General features: G+C 46.8%; 22 protein-coding genes. 18 read left to right on the top strand and 4 right to left on the bottom strand.

Annotation, left to right across the window (positions count from 1 at the left end; genetic code table 11):
* Positions 1 to 115: 115 nt before the first annotated feature.
* Complete coding sequence (gene holA, locus D9Y29_RS00350; RefSeq protein WP_127124454.1) at positions 116 to 1,114, top strand: DNA polymerase III subunit delta; 999 nt, start codon at positions 116 to 118, stop codon at positions 1,112 to 1,114.
* On the opposite strand, the gene D9Y29_RS00345 is transcribed toward holA, so the two are convergent.
* A complete protein-coding gene (locus D9Y29_RS00345) occupies positions 1,098 to 2,036 on the bottom strand; it encodes a bifunctional riboflavin kinase/FAD synthetase (protein WP_127124453.1) in 939 nt (312 codons plus the stop codon). The two genes, holA and D9Y29_RS00345, sit on opposite strands and share 17 nt — an antisense overlap.
* 65 nt (positions 2,037 to 2,101) lie before the next feature.
* On the opposite strand from D9Y29_RS00345, the gene D9Y29_RS00340 reads away from it, so the two are divergent.
* From D9Y29_RS00340 to D9Y29_RS00310, 7 genes are all read left to right on the top strand, one after another.
* A complete protein-coding gene (locus D9Y29_RS00340) occupies positions 2,102 to 3,286 on the top strand; it encodes an AIR synthase related protein (protein WP_127124452.1) in 1,185 nt (394 codons plus the stop codon).
* Positions 3,287 to 3,681: 395 nt separating this feature from the next.
* A complete protein-coding gene (locus D9Y29_RS00335; protein WP_014217201.1) occupies positions 3,682 to 4,539 on the top strand; it encodes a sigma-70 family RNA polymerase sigma factor in 858 nt (285 codons plus the stop codon).
* Positions 4,540 to 4,620: 81 nt separating this feature from the next.
* The gene (locus tag D9Y29_RS00330; RefSeq protein WP_127124451.1) at positions 4,621 to 5,475 is read left to right on the top strand and encodes an alpha/beta hydrolase; all 855 of its coding nucleotides are present in this window, start codon (positions 4,621 to 4,623) and stop codon (positions 5,473 to 5,475) included.
* A gap of 32 nt (positions 5,476 to 5,507) precedes the next feature.
* Entirely contained in the window at positions 5,508 to 6,386 is an 879-nt protein-coding gene (locus D9Y29_RS00325) for a DUF4249 domain-containing protein (protein WP_127124924.1), read from the top strand.
* A 122-nt stretch (positions 6,387 to 6,508) separates the two neighbouring features.
* Positions 6,509 to 7,447, top strand: a complete 939-nt coding sequence (gene trxB, locus D9Y29_RS00320; RefSeq protein ID WP_127124450.1) for a thioredoxin-disulfide reductase — start codon at positions 6,509 to 6,511, stop codon at positions 7,445 to 7,447.
* 87 nt (positions 7,448 to 7,534) lie between these two features.
* Positions 7,535 to 7,894, top strand: a complete 360-nt coding sequence (locus D9Y29_RS00315) for a dihydroneopterin aldolase (RefSeq protein ID WP_127124449.1) — start codon at positions 7,535 to 7,537, stop codon at positions 7,892 to 7,894.
* A gap of 440 nt (positions 7,895 to 8,334) precedes the next feature.
* A complete protein-coding gene (locus D9Y29_RS00310; protein WP_127124448.1) occupies positions 8,335 to 8,742 on the top strand; it encodes a hypothetical protein in 408 nt (135 codons plus the stop codon).
* 89 nt (positions 8,743 to 8,831) lie between these two features.
* Here the strand turns inward: D9Y29_RS00310 and D9Y29_RS00305 are convergent, their stop codons facing one another.
* Complete coding sequence (locus D9Y29_RS00305) at positions 8,832 to 10,205, bottom strand: MATE family efflux transporter (protein ID WP_127124447.1); 1,374 nt, start codon at positions 10,203 to 10,205, stop codon at positions 8,832 to 8,834.
* Positions 10,206 to 10,810: 605 nt separating this feature from the next.
* Here D9Y29_RS00305 and D9Y29_RS00300 point away from each other — a divergent pair.
* The 10 genes from D9Y29_RS00300 (at position 10,811) to D9Y29_RS00255 (ending at position 21,310) form a co-directional block, all read left to right on the top strand.
* The gene (locus D9Y29_RS00300; protein WP_127124446.1) at positions 10,811 to 11,659 is read left to right on the top strand and encodes a DUF3822 family protein; all 849 of its coding nucleotides are present in this window, start codon (positions 10,811 to 10,813) and stop codon (positions 11,657 to 11,659) included.
* A complete protein-coding gene (locus D9Y29_RS00295) occupies positions 11,650 to 12,198 on the top strand; it encodes an RsmD family RNA methyltransferase (protein WP_127124445.1) in 549 nt (182 codons plus the stop codon). The genes D9Y29_RS00300 and D9Y29_RS00295 overlap by 10 nt, the downstream gene beginning before the upstream one ends.
* Positions 12,199 to 12,208: 10 nt before the next feature.
* Entirely contained in the window at positions 12,209 to 12,835 is a 627-nt protein-coding gene (gene bioD, locus D9Y29_RS00290) for a dethiobiotin synthase (protein WP_127124444.1), read from the top strand.
* Positions 12,832 to 13,401: a 5-formyltetrahydrofolate cyclo-ligase gene (locus D9Y29_RS00285; RefSeq protein WP_127124443.1), complete on the top strand. Its 570-nt coding sequence runs from the start codon at positions 12,832 to 12,834 to the stop codon at positions 13,399 to 13,401. The genes bioD and D9Y29_RS00285 overlap by 4 nt, the downstream gene beginning before the upstream one ends.
* Positions 13,391 to 14,467, top strand: coding sequence for a tetraacyldisaccharide 4'-kinase (lpxK, locus tag D9Y29_RS00280; RefSeq protein WP_127124442.1), 1,077 nt, complete (start codon positions 13,391 to 13,393; stop codon positions 14,465 to 14,467). Before D9Y29_RS00285 ends, lpxK begins: the two co-directional genes overlap by 11 nt.
* Before the next feature lie 69 nt (positions 14,468 to 14,536).
* The gene (rnr, locus tag D9Y29_RS00275; protein WP_127124441.1) at positions 14,537 to 16,681 is read left to right on the top strand and encodes a ribonuclease R; all 2,145 of its coding nucleotides are present in this window, start codon (positions 14,537 to 14,539) and stop codon (positions 16,679 to 16,681) included.
* Between the two features lie 226 nt (positions 16,682 to 16,907).
* Entirely contained in the window at positions 16,908 to 17,873 is a 966-nt protein-coding gene (locus tag D9Y29_RS00270; RefSeq protein ID WP_127124440.1) for a polyprenyl synthetase family protein, read from the top strand.
* Between the two features lie 63 nt (positions 17,874 to 17,936).
* Positions 17,937 to 19,625, top strand: a complete 1,689-nt coding sequence (locus tag D9Y29_RS00265; RefSeq protein ID WP_127124439.1) for an amino acid permease — start codon at positions 17,937 to 17,939, stop codon at positions 19,623 to 19,625.
* Positions 19,626 to 19,628: 3 nt separating this feature from the next.
* Positions 19,629 to 20,273 (top strand): HD domain-containing protein, encoded by a 645-nt coding sequence (locus D9Y29_RS00260; protein WP_127124438.1) that lies wholly within the window; start codon positions 19,629 to 19,631, stop codon positions 20,271 to 20,273.
* A 17-nt stretch (positions 20,274 to 20,290) separates the two neighbouring features.
* Positions 20,291 to 21,310: a Smr/MutS family protein gene (locus D9Y29_RS00255; protein WP_127124437.1), complete on the top strand. Its 1,020-nt coding sequence runs from the start codon at positions 20,291 to 20,293 to the stop codon at positions 21,308 to 21,310.
* Here the strand turns inward: D9Y29_RS00255 and D9Y29_RS00250 are convergent.
* Both D9Y29_RS00250 and D9Y29_RS00245 read right to left on the bottom strand, forming a co-directional pair.
* Positions 21,300 to 22,394, bottom strand: a complete 1,095-nt coding sequence (locus D9Y29_RS00250) for a DUF4417 domain-containing protein (protein ID WP_127124436.1) — start codon at positions 22,392 to 22,394, stop codon at positions 21,300 to 21,302. The genes D9Y29_RS00255 and D9Y29_RS00250 overlap by 11 nt on opposite strands.
* A complete protein-coding gene (locus D9Y29_RS00245; protein WP_127124435.1) occupies positions 22,366 to 22,722 on the bottom strand; it encodes a hypothetical protein in 357 nt (118 codons plus the stop codon). The genes D9Y29_RS00250 and D9Y29_RS00245 overlap by 29 nt, the downstream gene beginning before the upstream one ends.
* Positions 22,723 to 22,818: the final 96 nt, after the last annotated feature.

The raw sequence follows: 22,818 nt of genomic DNA, 5'->3' as shown, positions 1-22,818 counted from the left end.
TGGGAAAAACTGCCGGAATGCAGTATGGGTACGGCTTTTCACTGTGAATAATTCCATTCGGGTACGGGTTAATTTTGGTGTAATATTGCGATAATTTTTTAAATTTCATAGCCTCATGTCTGCGGAGAAAATAATTGGAGACTGGAAAAAGAAGAAATTCAAACCTGTTTACTGGCTGGAAGGGGAGGAAGACTATTTCATCGATCAGGTAATACATTATGCCGAACATGAGATCCTTACCGAATCCGAAGCAGGTTTCAACCTCATGGTATTTTATGGAAAAGACGCCAGCTGGGTAGATGTGGTGAATGCCTGTAAAAGGTATCCCATGTTCTCAGAAAGGCAGGTAGTGATCCTGAAGGAAGCACAACAAATGCGCGAGATAGATAAACTGGAATCCTATATCGAACACCCGCTTTCGTCAACCATCTTTGTTGTTTCCTATAAAGAAAAGAAAGTAGATGGAAGAAGCAAGCTCGCCAAAACCCTCAAGGAAAAAGGCGAAATGCTCACTACCAAAAAAATGTACGATAACCAGTTGCCAGACTGGACTAACGAGCTCATACAATCGAAGGGACGATCCATTTCTCAAAAAGCGCTGATGTTGCTGGTGGATCATATCGGTAATGATCTCAGCCGTATCAATAATGAAATAGATAAAGTACTGGTGAACCTCGGAGAACGCACCAGCATCACTGAAGATGATATCGAAAAATATGTGGGTGTCAGCAAGGAATACAATCCTTTCGAATTACAAAGCGCTATGGCGGCAAAGGACCTGGCAAAAGCGATGAAGATCATCCAGTATTTTGAAGCCAATCCCAAAGCAGCCCCCATTCAACTGGTATTGCCTACACTGTACAATCTTTTCAGTAAAACCTATATGATCTTTGGTCAGCAGGCGAAAGACGACAGAACAGTAGCCACTAATATCGGTGTGAATCCATACTTCGTAAAGGATTATATGGCCACCGCACGCAACTACGGTTATTCCGGCGTTGAATCCGCATTGTTATTACTGCACCAGTACAATCTGAAGAGTGTAGGGGTGAACGATAGCGGCACATCAGACGGATCGCTGCTGAAAGAAATGGTGGTTAAGATGATGGTGTAAAGTACCGGAGTACATTTTCCTTGTCAACAGACAATTGTTGCTTCAATGCATCGAGGCCATTGAACTTCTGTTCTCCCCGGAGATATTTCTGTACATACACGCGCAGCACGGAACCATAGATGTCCTGGTTGAAATCGAAGATATTCACTTCGATCATCCGCTTCGTCCCATCAACAGTGGGTCTGACACCGATATTCATCATGCCCTGTTTTACATCTCCTGATGGCAGTACTACCGTTACGGCATAGACGCCGTTTCCCGGCACCAGTTTTTCTTCCGTAGACAGTTGAAGGTTGGCGGTGGGATAGCCCAGGGTTCGTCCCAGTTTATTCCCTTCCACCACTTTCCCTTCGAAGAAGAAATCATAACCAAGAAGTGATCTCGCCAGTTCGATATCGCCGCCGAGTACGGCTTCACGGATACGCGTGGAGCTTACGGTGCTTTCATTGATCACATGCGCCGGGATTTCCTTCAATTCAAAACCGAGACGGGCGCTGTAATCTTCCAGGAGCTTGTAATCGCCCTTACGACCTTTGCCGAAGCGATGATCATAACCGATGATCACAGTATGCGGATGGAATTTCTCAATGAGAAAATGTTCGCAGTAATCTTCAGGCGTTTGTTGCGAAAAGGCTTCAGTGAAGGGCACTATCACCAGGTTATCGATACCATTCCTTTCCAGCAGTTCTACTTTTTCTTCGATGGTATTGATGAGATAAACGGGCGCCTGACCGGCAGTAACCACCTTGCGGGGGTGGGGATGGAAAGTGATGATCACGGTCTCGCCCTGAATGCGCTCCGCTTCCTGTTTCAATTGGGTCAGGATCTGCTGGTGTCCGATATGCACCCCGTCGAAGGTACCGATGGTGACTACTGCATTCCGGAATGCCGGCATCTGTTCTGTGGAATGGTAAACTTTCATATTGCGCTGCGAATTTACAGAGGGCCGCGTAAATAGAAGTGAGTTTTATTTGTAGCTTTGCGGCCATGAGTTTATATTCAAAACGTGGTGTTTCCGCTCAAAAGGAAGAAGTACATAAGGCAACGGAAAAATTAGATAAAGGACTGTATCCATTCGCTTTTTGCAAGATCTACCCTGATTTTCTCACCGGCGACAGCCAGTGGGTGAACCTCATGCACGCCGACGGCGCCGGTACCAAAAGTATCCTGGCCTATCTCTACTGGAAAGAGACCGGCGACCTCTCCGTTTGGAAAGGCATTGCACAGGACGCCATCGTGATGAACCTGGACGACCTGCTCTGTGTGGGTATCCATGATAATCTTCTTTTCTCTTCCACCATTGACCGCAACAAGAAACTGGTGCCCGGCAAGATCCTCGAAACAGTGATCAACGGCTCCCAGGAGATCTTCGACGAACTCAAGAAGTTCGGCGTGAACATCCAGTACCTGGGTGGCGAAACTGCCGATGTAGGCGATGTGGTGCGCACCATTGCAGTGAATGGCACTATGGCTGCACGCTGGCCCAAAGACAAACTGGTGACCAATGAAAAGATCCAGGCAGGCGACGTGATCGTAGGATTTGCCAGTTACGGCCAGACCAAATACGAAGACGCCTATAATAGTGGCATCGGGAGCAATGGCCTTACCAGCGCCCGCCACGATATGCTGAACAAGTTCTACGCAAAACAATATCCTGAATCATTCGAACCCGGCCTCAGCGATGAAGTGGTATACATCGGTCCCTACAAAATGACCGACCCCGTGCCCGGCAACCAGCCCGGGCTGCCTGCAGACCTGAATATCGGCAAGCTGCTGCTGAGCCCTACACGTACTTACGCGCCCCTGCTGAAGGCCCTGATCGGGGAGCATTTCGATGCCATTCACGGCCTGGTCCATTGCAGTGGCGGTGGTCAGACCAAGTGCATGAAGTACCTGCCCGGCGATTTCCGGATCATCAAAGACAATCTCTTTGAAGCGCCGGTGATCTTCCAGCTCATTCAGCAGGCATCAGGAAGCGACCTCCGCGAAATGTACCAGGTTTTCAACATGGGTCACCGCCTTGAGGTATTTACTACCCCGGAAAAGGCTGAAGCGATGATAGAGATTGGCAGGGAGCTCGGAATTGAAGGAAAAATTGTGGGAAGGGTGGAAGAAGCACCTGCGAAAGAGCTGGTTCTCGATGTGAACGGGGAGAAAATCAATTTCAAATAGAATATTTAAGACATTCAGTCTGAACGTTCTGATCCATTTGATATTGCCATAAATTTGATTTTAACATTTTTTTAATATATTCCTGATAGGTCAAAAGCCTTTCCTGTGCGTCTTAATGATAGTCAATGCGGGTGCAGGTTACAGGGTTTGGACAAGTGGAATATTTTTTGTATTTTCTCGCTTAAGAGCAATATCCCTCTTTGTTTTGCCCCGGATTTATCCACAGGGGCTATGACATATCGGTTTTGCTTTTTACTTTTGCAGACGGTACTGGACGGGATCAGGCATCTTAACAGCCTGTTTGCAGGAGTTACGCAACTTCCCCTAAACAATCGTAGTCTAATTCATGTTGATACTGTACCCGATTACAGACCAGTAATACTTTATACACAGATATGAGACAGCTCAAAATTGCTACCCAGATTACCAATCGCGACTCGCAGGCAGTAGAAAAGTATCTTCAGGAGATCTCCAAGATCCCTATGATCACTCCGGAAGAGGAAACTGTGCTTGCACAGCGTATTAAAATGGGTGACCAAAAAGCGCTCGACAAATTGGTGCAGGCCAACTTGCGTTTCGTGGTATCTGTTGCTAAGCAGTACCAGCACCAGGGCCTTTCACTTAGCGATCTGATCAACGAGGGCAACCTCGGTTTGATAAAAGCCGCCCAGCGTTTCGACGAAACCAAGGGTTTTAAATTCATTTCATACGCCGTATGGTGGATCCGCCAGTCTATCTTACAAGCGTTGGCAGAGCAGGGCAGATTGGTCCGCTTGCCTCAAAACAAAATTGGCACCTACAACAAGGCTAACAAAGCGTACATGGCATTCGAGCAGGAACACGAGCGCGAACCAAGTACTGAAGAGTTGGCTGAACTGCTCGAAATGAGCGAAACTGAGATCAACAACATTTTCCAAAGCAATACCCGCCACACTTCACTGGATGCACCTGTGCACGAAGCTGAAGACGTAGCAATGGGCGATCTCCTGGAAGGTGGTGATGATACAGATGATGACGTAATGAAAGATTCTCTCCGTAACGAGATCCGCCGCGTGCTCAAATCATTGAGCCCCCGCGAAGCTGAGATCGTGAACGCCTACTTCGGCCTCGACGGCGAAAACGGTGTTACCATCGAACAGATCGGACAGAAATACGATCTTACCAAAGAACGTATCCGCCAGATCAAGGAGAGAGCGATCAAGCGTTTACAAAAAGCGCGTTACTCCAACGCTCTGAAAGCATATTTAGGTTAGTAAGAAAATTAGGATTTGTGTAATAGAGGTCGTCTTGAAAAAGGTGACCTCTTTTTGTTTTCACCTTCCCAGGTTTTATCTATGAAATATCTACTGTTGTTTTGTTTGCTGTTGTCAGTTGCTCCTGGTTTTTCGCAATCACCAAAACCCATTACCATCGGGCATTCTGTTGAATTAGATTCCAAAGAATTGAACGAGAAAAGGGTTATTAATATTTATCTCCCTGAGGATTATAACGCTAAGGACTCAACGAAATATCCTGTGATCTATATCATTGATGGCGGCATGGAGGAAGATTTCTTTCATATCACCGGCATTGTCCGTTTCAACACACAGCCCTGGATCAATCGCTTTCCCCGCTCGATTGTGGTGGGGATTGAAAACACCAACCGGAGAAGGGACTGCACTTTCCCGGTAGACAATCTGGATTTTGTGGAGAAGATGGGTTTCAAAAAAGAGCAGTTCCCTTCTTATGGCGAATCTGCGGCCTATATCGCTTTCCTGCAAAAGGAATTGCAGCCTTATATCGACAGTCATTACAAAACCAATGGCAACAACACAGTGATCGGCGAGTCACTGGCCGGTCTGCTTGCCACTGAGATCCTGCTGAAACACCGCGCCCTCTTCAATACCTACATTATCATGAGCCCCAGTTTGTGGTGGGGCGATGGTTCGCTCCTGGCGCAGGCTCCGGCGCTTCTGAAAAAAGAGAATAATGGAAAACTGAACGTGTATGTGGGCGCATGCAGTAAGGAGGAAGATAAACGGATGTACGATGATGCCGTTGCACTTGCCAATATCCTGCAAAAGGAGGGTGGAACCGGTATGCAGGTATTCTACGATTATCTTCCCAATGAAATTCACAGCACCATGATGCACCAGGCCGTTTACAATGCTTTCAAACTGATCTACCCCCGCACCGAATACCAGAAATAAGGCTACATTTGGAATCCATTTACGCGTATGCCATGCGTTTAGCGGTCATCATATCGTTGTACATTTTTCTTGTTTCCTGCGAAAAGAATATCGATTTCGTTCCGCGTGATTCGGCGCCTGCCGTGGTGATCGATGCTGCCATCGAGAGTGGGCGTCCACCGGAAGTGAGGCTCTCCCGCAGCATGAATTATTTCAGTAAGCTTACGCCTGAACTGTTGGCCGGCACCTTCATCCATGGCGCCAAAGTGGTGATGAGCAATGGTGAGAAAACACACGTGCTGCGTGAATACAAACGCGAGCTGATCACGGGTTACAGCAACTACTATTATTCCATCGATTCCACCAGTCTGCATACCGCTTTCCGCGGCGAAACCGGAAAAGGGTACAGTCTAACGGTTACGGTAGATGGAAAAGAATACAGCAGCAATACCACCATCCCAAAACTGAATAAGAAAGTTGACTCGCTCTGGTGGAAACCGGCGCCTGGCAACAACGGTCCGGAGAAAGTGGCCGTGATGGCGCGTCTCACCGATCCCCCGGGTTATGGCAATTATATCCGGTACTATGTACAGGTGGATAACGGTCCGTTTTACCCGCCATTGACCTCAGTTTTCGACGATCAGATAGTGGATGGAAAAACCTACGATGTGCAGCTGGAAAGCGGCGTCAACCGCGCGGATGATATCAACCTGGAAGAGTATGGCTTCTTCTTCCACGGCGAAACAATTACGGTCAAACTTTGTAATATAGATAAGTCCACTTTTGATTTCTGGCGAACGATGGAATTCAATTACTCGGGCATTGGCAATCCATTCTCTTCACCTACCAAAGTACTGGGAAACATCAAAGGCGGAGCCCTGGGGTATTTCGGGGGCTATGCGGTGCAATACAGCACCATCGTGATTCCCTGACGGAATTCATCCTTGAATGAACAGGTTATGCACAGTAAATTAAGGTGTTGATCCGATTGGCGAATTATTAACGGATTTGCCTTTATTTTTGGCGAATTATAAGCAAATTTTCAAGACTCAATATGGAAAGTGAAAAAGTACATTGTCTGATCATAGGTTCCGGTCCGGCAGGCTATACAGCAGCTATCTATGCAGCAAGAGCAAACATGAAACCCGTTCTGTACCAGGGCATCCAGCCCGGCGGGCAACTGACCATTACAACTGAAGTAGAGAACTATCCGGGCTATCCCGAAGGGATCCAGGGCCCGGAAATGATGGTGGATTTTGAAAAGCAGGCTACCCGCATGGGGGCCGATATCAGATATGGTCTGGCTACCAAAGTGGATTTCTCCCAACAACCTTTCAAGGTTTGGATCGATGAAGAGAAACTCGTTGAAGCAGATGCAGTGATCATCGCAACGGGCGCGTCCGCCAAATGGCTCGGACTGCCAAGCGAAGAGCGTCTCAACGGCTTCGGCGTGAGCGCCTGTGCTGTGTGCGACGGCTTCTTCTTCCGCGGAAAAGACGTGGCCATTGTAGGCGCAGGAGACACTGCCGCCGAAGAAGCCCTCTATCTCTCCAAACTCACCAACAAAGTGAGCATGCTGGTGCGTAAAGACCAGATGCGCGCTTCCAAAGTGATGCAGGACAGGGTGCTGGCCACTCCCAATATCAAAGTATACTGGGAAACCGAAACCGATGAGATCCTCGGCGAGAACAAAGTGGATAGTGTTCGTGTAAGGAACGTGAAAACCGGCGCTACTGAAACCATCCCTGTACAGGGATTCTTCGTGGCGATTGGACATACCCCCAACTCAGAGATCTTCAAGGATTACCTGGATATGGACGAAGCGGGATACATCAAAACCATTCCCGGTACCTCCAAAACGAATGTAGAAGGTGTATTTGCTGCAGGCGATGTGCAGGATAAGATCTACCGCCAGGCAGTAACAGCCGCCGGTAGCGGTTGTATGGCTGCACTGGATGCCGAACGTTACCTCTCCGCAAAAGGACTGGTATAACACAGGTAGCAAAAAAATAACATCCAGTTTCTGAACTAATAGCTAATTTGGCCGCGTCCCTAATAAGGCGGGGCCAAATTTCTTTTTATGGTATCAATAGAACTGCACAACCTCAGACTGCACGCGTATCATGGTCTTTATCCGGGCGAAGAGAAAACCGGCAGCGCCTACGAAGTGAACCTCAAAATAAGCTACGAAGAAGGTAATGTTCAGTTCGATGATATCAAGAACACGATCAACTACGTTGAAGTTTTCGAAATAGTAAAGAGCAGGATGGCAGTTCCCACGCCACTGCTTGAAAAAGTTGCCGAAGGCATTCTTAGGAGGATCAAACACCAGTATCCGTTTGCAGTGGAAGCGATCATTTCTATTTATAAGCTGGAACCCCCGATTGAGAATATCCAGGGGAAGATCGGGATCACGATGAGGAAGGAGTGGGAGAGGTAGGCAAATGCCACAGGAAAAATGTAATATTGAAAATGCTTTTTTTCGATTACGTGTTTTATCTCCTTGTAAGATTTTATGAGAGTTATGAGAAGAAAAACGTTCCAACAACGGCGGCAGGAATGCTTGGCTTCTTTCAATGCATGAATGTATTGACAGTACTAATGCTGATTTCCTTCTTGACCAGGATTGATCATGTCAGCAAGATAATTGCAGTTGGGATATGTGTTATTTTTCAAATAACAACCTATATCAGATATGTATATAGAGAAAAACATTCAGTAGACGTGATCCGGCAAGCCTGGAGTAAAAAGTCTGATGCTAACAGAAAACAGATCAGAACATTGGCATTGTTATATTCCCTGCTTTCGCCCGGAGTATTTTTCGGAGTTGTAATTTATCTGGGAATCAAGCGCACTGCACACTAATCCTTGCTGCTAATAATGAGAAGAATAATTTTAAGTGCCGTAAGAGGCTTGTATTACTATTATAGTAGTGGCGGAACGGCCGGAATTCCTTATGTTAGTACAATCTGCGCACTTACGCTTGCTGTTGTTATCCACGCGGTTCAGGTGACGCTTGCATTGTACCGTTTTGCACATATTGATACGTCCTTTTTTCCGATGACCGACGATATTCACCGAGGGTACAAATACTTATTGATGGTGCTATACCTGGCGCCCGTTTACTTTATTCTGACCAGGATATATCCTGAAAAGAAAATAAAGTTTGAAGAAAATGAGGCTGCTGAAGTCAGGCGTTTTAGATTTTATTTCTTTGTTTATCTGGCGGTAAATGTTTTCATAATTGTCTTATTGGTCGCAGATAAGATTGTATTTAGAAGACATTAATGATGGCTGAAATAGGGCTGATACTTAACTGTTGCCATCTCCTGATTCCGGGGCATAAATTCACGTGAGGCCAGTTCCGAGGAGATTTATCATATCACCTTCTTCTTCCACCTGCCACTCCTGATATACCAATAACTCATGGTGAACATCGAGATCCAATACAACCACTCACTCATCCAACCCACGGCCAGCGGCAGTTTCAGCCATTCCATCACAATAAAGCAATAAATACAATAAATTACAATGGTGATGGCTTCAATTCCCAAATTCACCGTTGTATTACCCGTACCTGTAACCGCATTCAGCCATATCGTAGAGAAGCTCATCAGCACCATCGCAATGGATACCACCCGCACCACGGGAATAGCGGATTCCACAAAGCCGGGGTCCTGTCCATAGATCAGCAGGAATACTCCCGGGAAAATATTCAGCAAAATAGCGATGCACACAGCGAAAGAGGAGCTGACACGTACGATCTTATGTATCACCTCTATCACTCTTTCCTTTTTTCCCTGTCCGATGATATTGCTCACCATCGTATTGCTGGTGGCGGCAAATGCCCAGGTGAACACGCCAAACAAGCCAAATAGGTTACGCATGGTATTGGAAATCGCCAGATCGCGGTTTGCATAGCCGGAATGGAAGCCGTGGCGTTCAACTAAAATATAAAAGAATACCCATGCCATGATACTAATGGCGTGTTGAAAAATAAGAGGGGAGGATTGAACGAAGATCAGCCTGCTCACTTCCTTGTTATACCCGAAATGCTTGTATAAAGAAAAGCGCTTACCGATTCCCTTTATATGGATAACGAGAAACACAACAAACATTCCCATCGCTTCCGCGATCACCGAGGCAATAGCGGCGCCGTTGAACCCGATCTGCGGGAATCCAAGTTTCCCATAGATCAGTGTATAATCGAAGAACACATTCGACAGTGTTTCCGCCAATGTACCGATCACCAAATACTTGCTTTGATTAGTACCTACCAGCAAGGCATTCCGCATCTGGTACACATAAAGAAAGGGGAGGCCCCAGATCCGGATACGCAAAAAGCTCACACTTTGCTCCACCACTGTTTCATCCGATAAAGACATCCGTAAAACATACGGAGCCACAAACCAGGTGAGCACAATCCCGATCGCGGCTATCACCATGGCTATCCGCACCCCTTGCGAAAACAGTTTCCCGATCTCTTCCACCCGGTTTTCACCCGCGCGGCGACTGATCAGCGCCTGCAATCCATTATTCAGCCCAAAACCAATAGCGGCAAAGATCAGGTAGTACACACCCGTCAGTCCGGCTGTGCCCAGTTCTTTTTCGCCCAATCCGCCCAGGAAAATATTGTTGGTGATGAAATTGATCTGTGGCACCAATAGTGCAAAGCTGATAGGTAAGGCAATTTTGAGGATCTGCTTGTAGGAAATCTCCAATTGTAACGCTGGCGCTGTACTCACTGACATAACGGTGACAAAATTAATGAGAAAGATGCAGACCCTAAACTGGCTGGTAGCAGTGGAAGATCAGACAACACCCGCGTGATAGTAGTAAGATAGTACAGAGATAGTAGAGAGATAGTGGCCTTTTAAACGGGGAGAGTACTGAGATTGTACTGAGACAGTAGTATGAAAGTACTGAAACTGTTGTCAGCAAACGCGCCAAAGCCTAAAACCTTATTTTTAAATAAAGCTGACATTGATTTGATAATCAAATAATTAGTGGCAAGAAAATTTATTGATTCACTCTATTTGATTGATTGTCAATCAAATACAGCAGGCTAATTGCCACTTAGTTGCCTGTTAATGGCCGCCGAATGCACGCTTAGTTGCTGTCGGAGGTATCAAAGGGCTATGCCGGACTGCTCCCAGAGGTATGAAAGGGCCTGGTCAGGGTGCTGGCAGTCGCTCGCCTCCGGCGAACACCGCGTCGCCAGAGGCGACTAAATAAAAGTCACTCGCCGGAGGCGAGCGACTGCCAGCTCTCCGTCCTTTCCAGTCAGCCTCGCACCCTCCCAAAACTCACCTTGCCCCTTCTCCCAAAATTGTGTAACATTGCAACTTCTATTATTATGTTGAAAGCTACTTTTGATATCATTCCCGATAGTATTGCCGATGGAAATCTGCAGAACAACATGCTGCTGATGGAAGTAAGTGATCAGATTTTCTGTTATGTGTTGTATAACCGCGAAAGTCAGCGCTTTCTCGGGTTCCGTCAATACAATCTCGACTTTATCCCCGGCAAAACGCCGCTCGAAGCCCTGTCTGAAATACTTTCCGGTGATGAGCACCTCCAGCGTCAGTTCGCGGACGCCTACCTCGTTTATCATTACACGGACAGTAACCTGATCCCCGAAAAATTCTTCGCTATCGATCTCAACAAACCTATTACTGAGATCGTATACGGCAATGCCCGGAAGGGACTCTTGCTGAACGACAAAGTACAGGGCTGGGACCTTTACAATATCTACCGCATTCCCCGCGAAGTGCACAGCCTGCTGCAGCAGAAATTTGCTGCCGGCAATTACTGGCATTACAACACCCTGCTGCTCTCCGGAGTGGATAAGGAAAGCCTGCAGGACGATACCATCAAAGTTGTGGTGGCGGCGGATAAGTTTGCAGTAGTGGCCTTTAAAGGACAGCAACTGCAACTGGCGCAGAGCTACCATTACCAGACACCCGAAGACGTGAGCTTCCAGTTACTGGCGCTCGCCCTGCAATTCGGGATCGACCAGGAGTCAGTGAACCTGAAGGTATCCGGACTGATGGACGAACAGAGTATCCTCTACCAGGAACTCCTGAAATACTTCCATCAACTGGAATGGGAACAACTGCCAGACGAAACTTCTACGGAAGAAGGATTTGAGAATTTCCCTTCCCATTATTTTTCACCGCTGCTGAAAATGGCCTTATGCGTATAATAAGTGGAGAGCACGGTGGCAGGAGGATCAATCCGCCTGCAAAAATGCCTTACACAAGACCTACTACCGATGTGGCCAAAGAAGGCCTCTTCAATATCATCCAGAACAACCTGGAGATCGAAGGAATGAAAACCCTCGATCTTTTCGGCGGTACCGGCAGCATCAGCTATGAACTGGCCTCCCGCGGCGCTACCGATCTCACCATCGTGGAGAAAGATACCGCGATGTTCGAGTTCATCCGCAAAACTTCCACTGACCTGAAACTGGAAAATTTCAAGGTGATCAAAATGGAAGTGTTCAAATTCATGGAGAACTGCGCGGAACAGTTCGATTTTATCTTCGCCGGCCCTCCCTATGCCCTGAATACCATCGATGAGCTCCCGAAAAAAGTGGTGGAAAAACAACTCCTCAAACCCAATGGCTGGTTTGTGCTGGAACATACCCCACGCAATAACTATGAGGGATACCCGCTTTTTGTTACATCGAGGAATTATGGTACTACCATCTTCAGCATTTTTGTAAATAAACAGACTACTTAAATCTGTTACGATGAACATCTTTGTAACTGGCATCGGTACCGGAGTAGGAAAGACCCTGGTATCGGCCATCCTTACGCGCGCATTGGAAGCCGACTACTGGAAACCTGTACAGGCGGGCTTTGACGATGGAACGGACAGTGAATTTATCCAACAGGCAGTAGAAGGAACAAGCTCCGTTATCCATCCTGAAACCTACAGGCTTCAGATGCCCGCATCTCCGCATATAGCTGCACGAAAGGAAGGCATCAATATTTCAATTGAAAAAATTTGTGCATCAATTCCGGTAATAAATCGTAATTTGATCATCGAGGGCGCAGGCGGGCTCATGGTGCCATTGAACGAAAAGGCATTTGTAGCAGACCTGATAAAAGCGCTGAATGCAAAAGTGATACTGGTAAGCAGAAATTATCTCGGGAGTATCAATCACTCCCTTCTCACAGCAAAGGTATGCAGGGACCTGGACCTGCCCGTGACCGGATGGATCTTCAATGACCAGTACCTGGATTATGAAGAAGAGATTGTACGCTGGAGCAATTTTCCAAAGATAGCAACAGTTCCATATTCAGAAACGACGGACGGGGCGTTTATCAACTCACAGGCCGCCATTGTAAAAGAGGCCCTGAAAGCTTTACTATGATAAAAAGTACCGTAAGAAAAGAGTATTTACAACGCAGACTGGATTTACAGGAAGAAGAACTGCAGCAACAGATCGCTCTCATGGCTTTCAATTTCAAAAAACTGGAATTGCCTGCCGTGAAATTCTTATTGTCTTATTTCCCGCTCGCCAACAGGAGGGAATTCGATATCACCGTTTGTGAAGACATTCTCAAGAAACAATATCCCACCATGCAGGTAGCATGGCCACGCCTGGAAGTGCATAGCTCCGATATGGAAGCCTGCCTTGTTGAAAAAGGAGGGCTCTTTCTCAAGAATAAATTCAATATCCTGGAACCCATCAGCGGCGTGGTGATCCCGCCCGAACAGGTGGATATGATCTTTGTTCCCCTCGTTGCCTTCGAATCCCGCGGTTACCGTGTAGGCTACGGTAAAGGGTATTACGACCGCTACCTGGCGCGCTGCAGGACGGATGCACTCAAGATCGGCTTCTCATTTTTCGGCCCGGTAGACGCTATCGAGGACATCAATGAATTTGATGTACCTTTAAACTTTTGTATCACACCGTTTCGCATCTATGAATTTTAACGCTCCGCTCTTAAGGCCGATACGCATTTTACTGGTGCCCTTCTCCATGCTCTATGGCGCCATCGTTTGGCTGAGGAACCGGTTGTATGATAAACAGGTGCTGAAATCAACCTCCTTCAATATCCCCCTGATCTGTGTTGGAAACCTCTCCGCTGGTGGGACCGGCAAATCCCCCATGGTGGAATTCCTGCTCAAAAAACTGCACAACCATTATAAAATGGCCGTGCTCAGCAGGGGGTACAAAAGGAAAACAAAAGGATACGCACTCGCCAAACCCGGCACCAATGCCCTGGAGATCGGGGACGAGCCCATGCAGTTCCATATCAAATTCCCGGATGTGAGTATCGCGGTAGGAGAGGAAAGGATCGTGGCCATCCCGCAACTCCTGCACGATAAACCGGAAACACAGGTGATCATCCTGGACGATGCCTTCCAGCACCGCGCCGTAACAGCAGGAATGAACATCGTGCTCACTGATTACAACAATCTTTTTACCCGCGACTGGTACCTGCCCACCGGAGACCTCCGCGATGAAAAAGCCAGTTACAAAAGAGCCGAAGTGCTCATCGTTACCAAATGCCCGCCTTCACTCAGTGCTGAAGAAAGGCAACAACTGGAAATGGAGATCAAACCACTCGCGCACCAGCGGCTGTTCTTCTCTTCCATCAGGTACGGACAACCGTACCATATCATTACCAAAGAACCAATACAACTGGCCCCGGAGCTGGAAGTATTGCTGGTTTCAGGGATCGCCAACCCCGAACCACTAAAAAAATACCTGCACGAAGTTGCGGATACGTATTACGAATTGCTGTACAGCGACCACCATATCTTCAGTATCGATGATCTGAAAGAGATCCAGAAAAAATTCAGTCAGATCCAGGCTTCACAAAAGATTATCATCACTACTGAAAAAGATGCTGTACGTTTGATCAAGTTTGAGCAACAAATGCAAGACCTGCCCCTGTATGTACTCCCCATTGAAGTGCAGTTCCTGTTTGGTGAAGAACCGGTTTTCACTGAATTAATGACTAAATTCATTACAGGATTCAAACTGCCGGCATAAAGGCAAACCTTTTGCAGTACAGGCATTACAGCCTGCCTTTATGATCCTTTAAAGTTTAATTAAGAAAGAATGAGTAAGAAACACTCAAGAAAAGACAACAAGAAAAGAAAATCCTCCACTTCCTCCCAGGCAGTGTTGAAGGGTACCCTCGATATTACCCGGTCAGGAATCGGGTACGTAATTGTGGAAGGACAACCGAACGATGTACTCGTCCGCCCCAATGATTTCAATACCGCCCTCCACGGCGATACCGTGAAAGTGCAGCTCACAGGCGGACGCCAGGGAAGCCGTCAGCAGGGTAAAGTAGTCCAGGTGCTCCATCGCAAACAAAGCGAATTCATGGGCAAGATCGAAATGGGCAAGAACTTCGCCTTCTTTGTAGCGGATACAGACAAACCCATGCCGGATATTTTCATCCCGCTCGAAAACCTCAAAGACGCAAAAGACAAGGACCGCGCCATCGTGCGCATCCTCGAATGGCAACCCAATAAGAAGCCGGTAGGTGAAGTGATGCAGGTTTTGGATGCCGTGAATGAAGGCGATCTCGCTATGAAGGAGATCCTCATGGAGAACGGCTTCGGGCTCTTCTTCCCCGATGATGTGATAGAAGAAACAGAACGCATCCCCGATACCATCTCTCTCGCGGAGATCAATAAGCGAAAAGATTGCCGCGAGATCCTCACCTTTACCATCGACCCCGTTGATGCAAAGGACTTCGATGATGCCCTCTCTTTCCGCGTGCTGAAAAATGGCATGTATGAAGTAGGTATCCATATCGCAGACGTAAGCTATTACGTGGAGCCCGGCACCGAACTGGATAAAGAAGCGTACGCGCGAGCTACATCCGTGTATCTCCCGGACCGCGTGGCGCCTATGCTGCCGGAACGTATTTCCAATGAGCTTTGCTCGCTGCGTCCGAATGAAGACAAGCTCACTTTCTCCGTGATCGTTCAGATGACGCCAAAGGGCGAGATCAAGCAACACTGGATCGGCAGAACAGTGATCCATTCCAATCGCCGCTTCACCTACGAAGAAGTGCAGGAAACACTGGAAAAAGGAGAAGGCGAATACCAGGCCGAGATCCTTATCCTCAACAATTTTGCACAGCGCATGCGCAAACAGCGTTTCAAACATGGCGCTATCAATTTTTCCTCCGTTGAAGTAAGATTCAAACTGGATGAAACAGGGAAGCCCATCGGCATTGTAGTAAAAGAAAGCAAGGAAGCGCATCAGCTGATCGAAGAGTTCATGCTGCTCGCCAACAGGCTGGTGGCCGAACGCGCCAGTAAGGAAAAAGTGAACAAGAACCCACTGCCTTTCCCTTATCGTGTACACGATCAGCCCGATGAGCTGAAACTCCTGCCATTTGCGGCTTTCGCAAAGAGATACGGACATCATTTCGATACCTCATCTCCCGACGCCATTGCTGCCAGCTTCAACCAAATGTTGAAAGATGTACAGGGTAAACCTGAGCAGCATGTGCTGGAACAACTCGGCATCCGCACCATGGCAAAGGCCGCGTACACTGCAGAGAATATCGGTCACTATGGATTGGGATTCGAGAATTATTGTCACTTTACTTCGCCCATCCGCCGGTATCCCGATGTGATGGTGCACCGCATACTTCAGGATATCCTGGATGGGAAAGCGGAAGTGGACAAGAAGATGGATGTGAAATGCAAGCACTGCAGTGAGCGTGAACGCGCAGCCATGGAAGCAGAGCGAGCCTCCAACAAATACAAACAGGTTGAGTTCATGCAACAATACCTGGGCGATGAATTCGATGGCGTGATCAGCGGTGTGTCTGCATTCGGGTTCTGGGTGGAAACCATCGAGCATAAATGCGAAGGACTGGTAAGCATCGCTTCGCTGCTGGACTATGATGATTTCAGACTGATCGAAGGCGATTATAGCATTGCCGGAATGCGCAGTGGCCGCAAATTCAGAATGGGCGATAAAGTGCGCATCAAGGTAGTGGCCGCCAACCTTACCAAACGTCAGCTCGATTACGAATGGGTTTTCGGGTCAGGCAACAATGCCGAACCAACACCCAGACCGGAAGGAGAGGGAAGAAGACGTAAATCCGAAGCTCCTGCTGAAAATGATCCATTCGGCAAATTCAGGAATTCAGGAAAAGGAGGAAAAAAGAAAAAAGACAGCAAGCCCGCGAAAGCAGGCAGCGCCAAACCGAAGAAGAAGCCGACGAAGAAATAATAGCAGTCTGCCCGTGATGCATTTGCAGGCCGCTCGAAAAATATTTGCGGGCCGCCAGGAAATGCGTTCGCAGGCCGCTCGAAAAATATTTGCGGGCCGCCACTCGCTCGCCTCCCGGCGAGTGAGTTATATTTGTTCGCCTCCGGCGAACACCGCGTCGCCGGAGGCGACTAAACAAAAGTCACTCGCCGGAGGCGAGCGACTGGCAAGACCAAAAAAGAATTTTATGCAGCGTTTTGAAGATTTAGCGAAAAAATTTGCCGCCCATTTCAACAACAGGCATTTTCCCGAACAGCCTGCCACTTTATACGATGCCGATGAATATTTTCTCGGGATCGGTGGAAAGCGTATCAGGCCTGTATTGTGTTTGATGGGAAATGAATTGTTCGATGAGGTCGTGCCCGATGCTTTCCAGGTAGCAACCGCTATTGAGCTCTTCCACAATTTTACGCTGATCCACGATGACATCATGGACAATGCGCCGCTTCGCCGCAACCAACCTACGGTACATGAAAAATATGGTTCTGCCACCGCGCTCCTCGCAGGAGATGTGATGCTGGTGATGGCATACGATTATCTTCTCAAGATCAAACCCGAATACCTCCGCAAGATCGCCACCCTGTTCAGTAAAACAGCCCGCGAAGTTTGCGAAGGACAGCAGCTGGATATGGATTTCGAAAAAAGGGAACAGGTTGGTATGGATGAATATATTCATATGATCGAACTGAAAACCTCCGTGCTGGTGGCTGCAAGTCTGAAAATGGGCGGCATGCTCGGTGGCGCCGGAGAACGTAACCTGCATCATCTTTATGAATTCGGCAGGAATCTCGGCATCGCGTTCCAGGTGCAGGATGATTATCTCGACTGCTACGGTGACCCCGCCAAATTCGGCAAGCAGGTGGGGGGCGACATTGTTGCCAATAAAAAGACCTTCCTCCTGATCAAGGCGCTGGAGTCAGCCGACAAGGAAAGACTGACTGTCCTTAAATCCTTGCTGGCAGGTAACGCTGCTGATAAAGTGCAGCAGGTGCTGGGCATTTACCACGACCTTAAAGTAGACCAGTGGGCTTTCAACCTGAAAGAACATTACCTGAATGAAGCCTGGCGTCACCTGGATGAAATAGCGGTGGTGTCTGCACGTAAGGAACCCCTGCAACAGCTGGCGCAGTTCCTGGTGCAAAGGGAATATTAGCCTGCAGCTTTACTGGTACTGAATTTTTCCATAATTTAACCGCTTAATCAAAACAACCACCATATGGCGGGTTCGCTATTCCGTAAGAAATCGATCGATAAGATCCTTAAGGACGCCCAAAGCTCAACTGAAGAACATGGTCATCACGGCCTCAAAAAAATCCTTACAGTAAAGGACCTTACTTTCCTTGGAATAGCAGCCGTAGTAGGCGCCGGTGTGTTCTCCACCATCGGTACAGCCGCCGCAGATGGAGGTCCTGGTATCTCCTTGCTCTTCGTGATCACTGCCATCACCTGTGGCTTCTCAGCGCTTTGTTATGCAGAATTTGCATCGCGTGTGCCCATTGCCGGTAGCGCTTATACTTATGCGTATGTCACCTTCGGGGAAATGATCGCCTGGATCATCGGCTGGGCCCTGATCCTGGAATATGCCATCGGTAATATCGTAGTGGCCATATCCTGGAGTAGTTATTTCAATAACCTCCTGATGGATATTGGCATTCATCTGCCTGGGTGGCTGACGGTTGATCCCGCAACAGCTGAAAAAGCATTTAAGGAAGTATCAGCCCTGCAAGCCACCGGCATTACATTGGACAGGGGTCAGCAGTATGTGCTGGACGCTTACAATAATTCCCCGATCCTGTTCGGCGGTAAATTCTTCGTGAATATTCCTGCCTTTATCATCGTTGCACTGATCTCCTGCCTGACCTATGTGGGCATCAAGGAGAGCAAGCGCAGCGCCAATATGATGGTGATCTTCAAAATTGCCGTTGTGATCTTCGTTATCATTCTCGGCGCATTCTACGTGAAGCCCGGTAACTGGAGTCCCTTCATGCCGAATGGATTTGAAGGCGTACTGAAAGGTGTTTCCGCTGTGTTCTATGCCTATATCGGTTTTGATGCTATCTCCACTACCGCAGAAGAAGCGAAGAACCCGCAGCGCGATCTGCCGCGCGGTATGATCTATTCACTCGTCATCTGTACTGTTTTATACATATTGATCGCACTGGTGCTCACCGGTATGGTGCCCTTCGATCAACTGCGCGTGAATGATCCGCTTGCCTTCGTGTTTGAGAAAGTAGGGGCAGAATGGATCAGCAAGATCGTGAGCATCAGCGCCGTGGTAGCTACCACTTCCGTATTGCTGGTATTCCAGCTGGGGCAACCCCGTATCTGGATGAGCATGAGCCGAGACGGTCTCTTACCTAAAGCATTCGGTAAAGTGCATAAGAAATATCATACACCATATTTCTCTACCATCGTAACAGGTATCCTGGTGGCTATTCCCTCCCTGTTCATGCAGAGCAGCAGGATGACCGACCTAACCAGTATCGGTACACTATTCGCGTTCGTATTGGTATCGGGTGGCGTGTTGTTATTACCGAAACTGGATAACCGCCCACCGGGTGGTTTCAAGCTGCCGTATATCAATGGTCAATTCATTGTGCCTGTAATGGTGGCTGCATTCATCTATCTTTTTCATTCAAGGATCATGCATGCGGCGGAAAACCTTGGTACAGACAGCCTGCAGGAGATCCTCTTCCTGGCCTTTGTACTGGTGGCAGCAGTAATGGCTGTACTTACTTTCATCAAAAAATATTCCCTCATCCCTGTATTGGGCGTGCTGTTCTGTTCTTACCTGCTGATAGAGATCCCTGCCATCAGCTGGATCTGGTTCTTCGTGTGGATGTCGGTAGGACTGGTCATCTATTTCCTGTATGGCTACAGGAACAGCAACCTGGCAAAATATTAAGATATGTCTTCCTGGTTCCAACCCGTGTGGGATCGATTGACAAACGGTTATGCCAATGCGCCGGCCATGGCCGCTACCTGCATTGCAGAAGTGGAAAAGGCATATAATGGAAAAAAGAGGTATTACCACAATGCCGGTCATATCCGGGATTTACTTGATTTATCGGGAGAATACAGGAACAGCCTTAAAGCGCCGCTGCTGGTGGACTTCGCTATCGTTTACCACGATATCGTGTACGATGTATTGAGGAAAGACAATGAAGCAAGAAGCGCAGTAACTGCAGCCAAACGCCTCACTGCCCTGGGCCTGCATTCCTATGAAGCAGGACTGGTAAAGCTTTATATCGAAGCCACCCAATATCACCGGGTCCCGGAGGGACTGGAACATGCGGAGGACCTGGCATTCTTTCTCGATTTCGATATGGCTATACTGGCGGCACCCTGGGAGCAATACGAAGCGTATACCATCGCAGTACGGAAAGAATACCGCATCTATCCCGATCTGCTCTACAAACCGGGCAGGAGGAAGTTCCTGGAGCAGACCCTGGCCGCTCCGGTCATCTTCCGGCGTCCTGAATTCCATTCCCGGTTCGATGCCGCAGCCCGGAACAATATGGAAAAGGAACTTCAGTATCTTTGCCACAAATAACAGATTCAAGCTACAAGATGAAATTTCAAATAGGCGATAAAGTGGTAGTGCTCCATTCCAATGAGGAAGGAGAGGTGGTGGATATTATCAATCCCAAAATGGTGATGGTGGATGTGCGCGGCGTTAAATTCCCCGCATATACCGATCAGCTCGATTTCCCGTATTTCAAACAATTCAGTCAGAAGAAACTCTTTCCTGAAAAGAAACCGCAGAAAGTGTACATCGATAATGTGGCGCAGGAAAAAAAGAAAGTGACCACCAAAGTGGCCGATGGCGTCTGGCTCACCTTTATTCCTGTTTTCCATGCCGACGAATTTGGCGATGATGTGGTAGACGATCTGAAAGTGCGGCTCATCAACAGAACACATACTGGTTTCAAGTTCATCTATAAACTCAATTATGCCGGCGATACCAATTTTGAGTTGGTGAACCAGGTTCATCCGTTCGAAGACTTCTACCTGCACGATATTCCGTTCGAGAACCTCAACGATAATCCAACATTTGCGTTCGAGTTCTCACTGATGAACCCGGATAAGAACAAGGCGGATTATTATGAGGCATCGCTGAAACTCAAAGCCAAACAGGTTTTCCAGCGGATCGAACAACTCAGGAAAGATGGAGAAGCAACATTCTCCTATAAGCTGTTCGAGGATTATCCGCATAAAGAATATAATTCTCTCGATGTAAGCCCGTTGCTGACCAAAGGGTACAAGGTATATGATGCCAAAGAAGCTCGTCAGCACCTGGAACCTGCAAAGCATGAGATCGATCTGCATATCGAGGAACTGACGCCGGAACCTGAGAAGATGGACAATTTTGAAAAACTCACCTTGCAGTTGCAGACCTTTGAGAAATACATGGAGTTATCTATTGCGCATCGCAGGCCCAGTCTCATAGTGATCCATGGAGTGGGAACAGGGAAGTTGAAAGATGAGATCCATGATATCCTGCGGGTGAAGAGGGAAGTGAGCAGTTTCATCAACCGTTATCATCCTGCTTATGGTTACGGAGCCACGGAAGTGTATTTCAAGTATTGATAAAAGTTGGGGAAATGTATCCTAATTTATTTGAGATGAGTATGCTGTACTCAAGTATGTTGTAATGTGCTAAATTCTGTTTGTTTACTTTTGGGCTTGATAACTTAGTAATCTTGAGTGAGTTGCTATCTTGAATATATTTAAATTGCTTATACCCAATCGAATATTTAACTGGTTTCTTGTCTGCAATGTGTATTCGATTTTTGAATTCCCTAAGACCAAATAAGCCTTCAGTTTTTATACCTTGTAATATTACTCGTAGGTTCTCATTAGCTCCCAGAATTTTAGAAATATAATATTGCAGCCACTTTATTTCATCTCTTGATTTTTGCATTTGACAATTTGTAGTAAAATATTTTACACTAGGATTTTCTTTTAACCAACTATTCCATCTATTAATGTGATTGTTATTCAAAGCATAAATATGTGGTATAGCTTGTATTCCAACCTGCGATATTTTTTCGGTTGCTAATAGGCTTTTCTTTAAGTTAATAGCATGCCCTAATGGGCATTCTCCTCCAAAAAGTGAAAAATTAAATCCTGTGATAGCATAAAATCCATAATCTCTTAAAGTTTCAAAAAAAGAAATCTTATCTCTTTTATGCCAAACACCTTCTATGACAGTATCTTCTCCTGATAAGAAAAGTATATATTTCGCTTTAGTTGACTTAATAATTTGTTGCTTTGGTCGAAGAGCTATTGAATTGGATTCATGTATCCTTCCTGCCTTTTCAAAAAAACCCGATTGAAGTACATCTCGTAATGAAAATCCAAAACATGCGATTTCTGATAGATGATTTGGTATTGAGGCTGTTGTTCGATCTAATACTGGAATGTAGGCTGGAAGCATTCCAATATCCTGTGATAGTTTATTGCTGAAATCCAAGGAACTTATCTCTTCCAAAAATAATTGTAAAGCTTGGTCCTTACATGTTACAATATTTAATCGATGTGGGTTTTCACAGGGGTGAGTTATTGAATGCGCTTCTGTGGCCAAAATGAATGGAGAATAATCTCCATGAGCAACTCTACATTGATCCGCAAATAATGAATTGTTAGTCAGTTTGTCTATAAAATCTGGCATAGTACCTACTTTTAGCTTTAAAAATTTCTCCGATATATTTAATTCTCAAATTCAGACATTGAGAAACGCGATCGGAGTTTCTTTTACTTAGAAAGCCAATTTGATTTCCTAATGCGACCATCACTATCCTTGTTTCTGCAAGTTCTAAGAATACTTTTACCTTTTCAATGACAAATGGGCTTTCCTCCAGTGGCTCCTCAAATGAAGGAGGACATTTCTCCGCAGTTATTTCGGGCAAACTTCCTAGTTCGCTTATTATTTTTGTTTGTGGAATTTTGATTATTGGTTGATCCCTTAATTTTCTTCCTGAATTCTTGTTTTGTCCCATATTTTTTAGTTTTTTACTACTAATAAAATTAGTCTTAAGTTGCGTATATGATGGGAAGAAGTTTTACACAGATTGTTTATTATTATGTTTTGTGAT

Origin of the sequence: Pseudoflavitalea rhizosphaerae (assembly GCF_003991355.1) — a bacterium.
Lineage (GTDB): Bacteria > Bacteroidota > Bacteroidia > Chitinophagales > Chitinophagaceae > Pseudobacter > Pseudobacter rhizosphaerae.
This window is presented reverse-complemented; position numbering and strand designations above follow the sequence as displayed.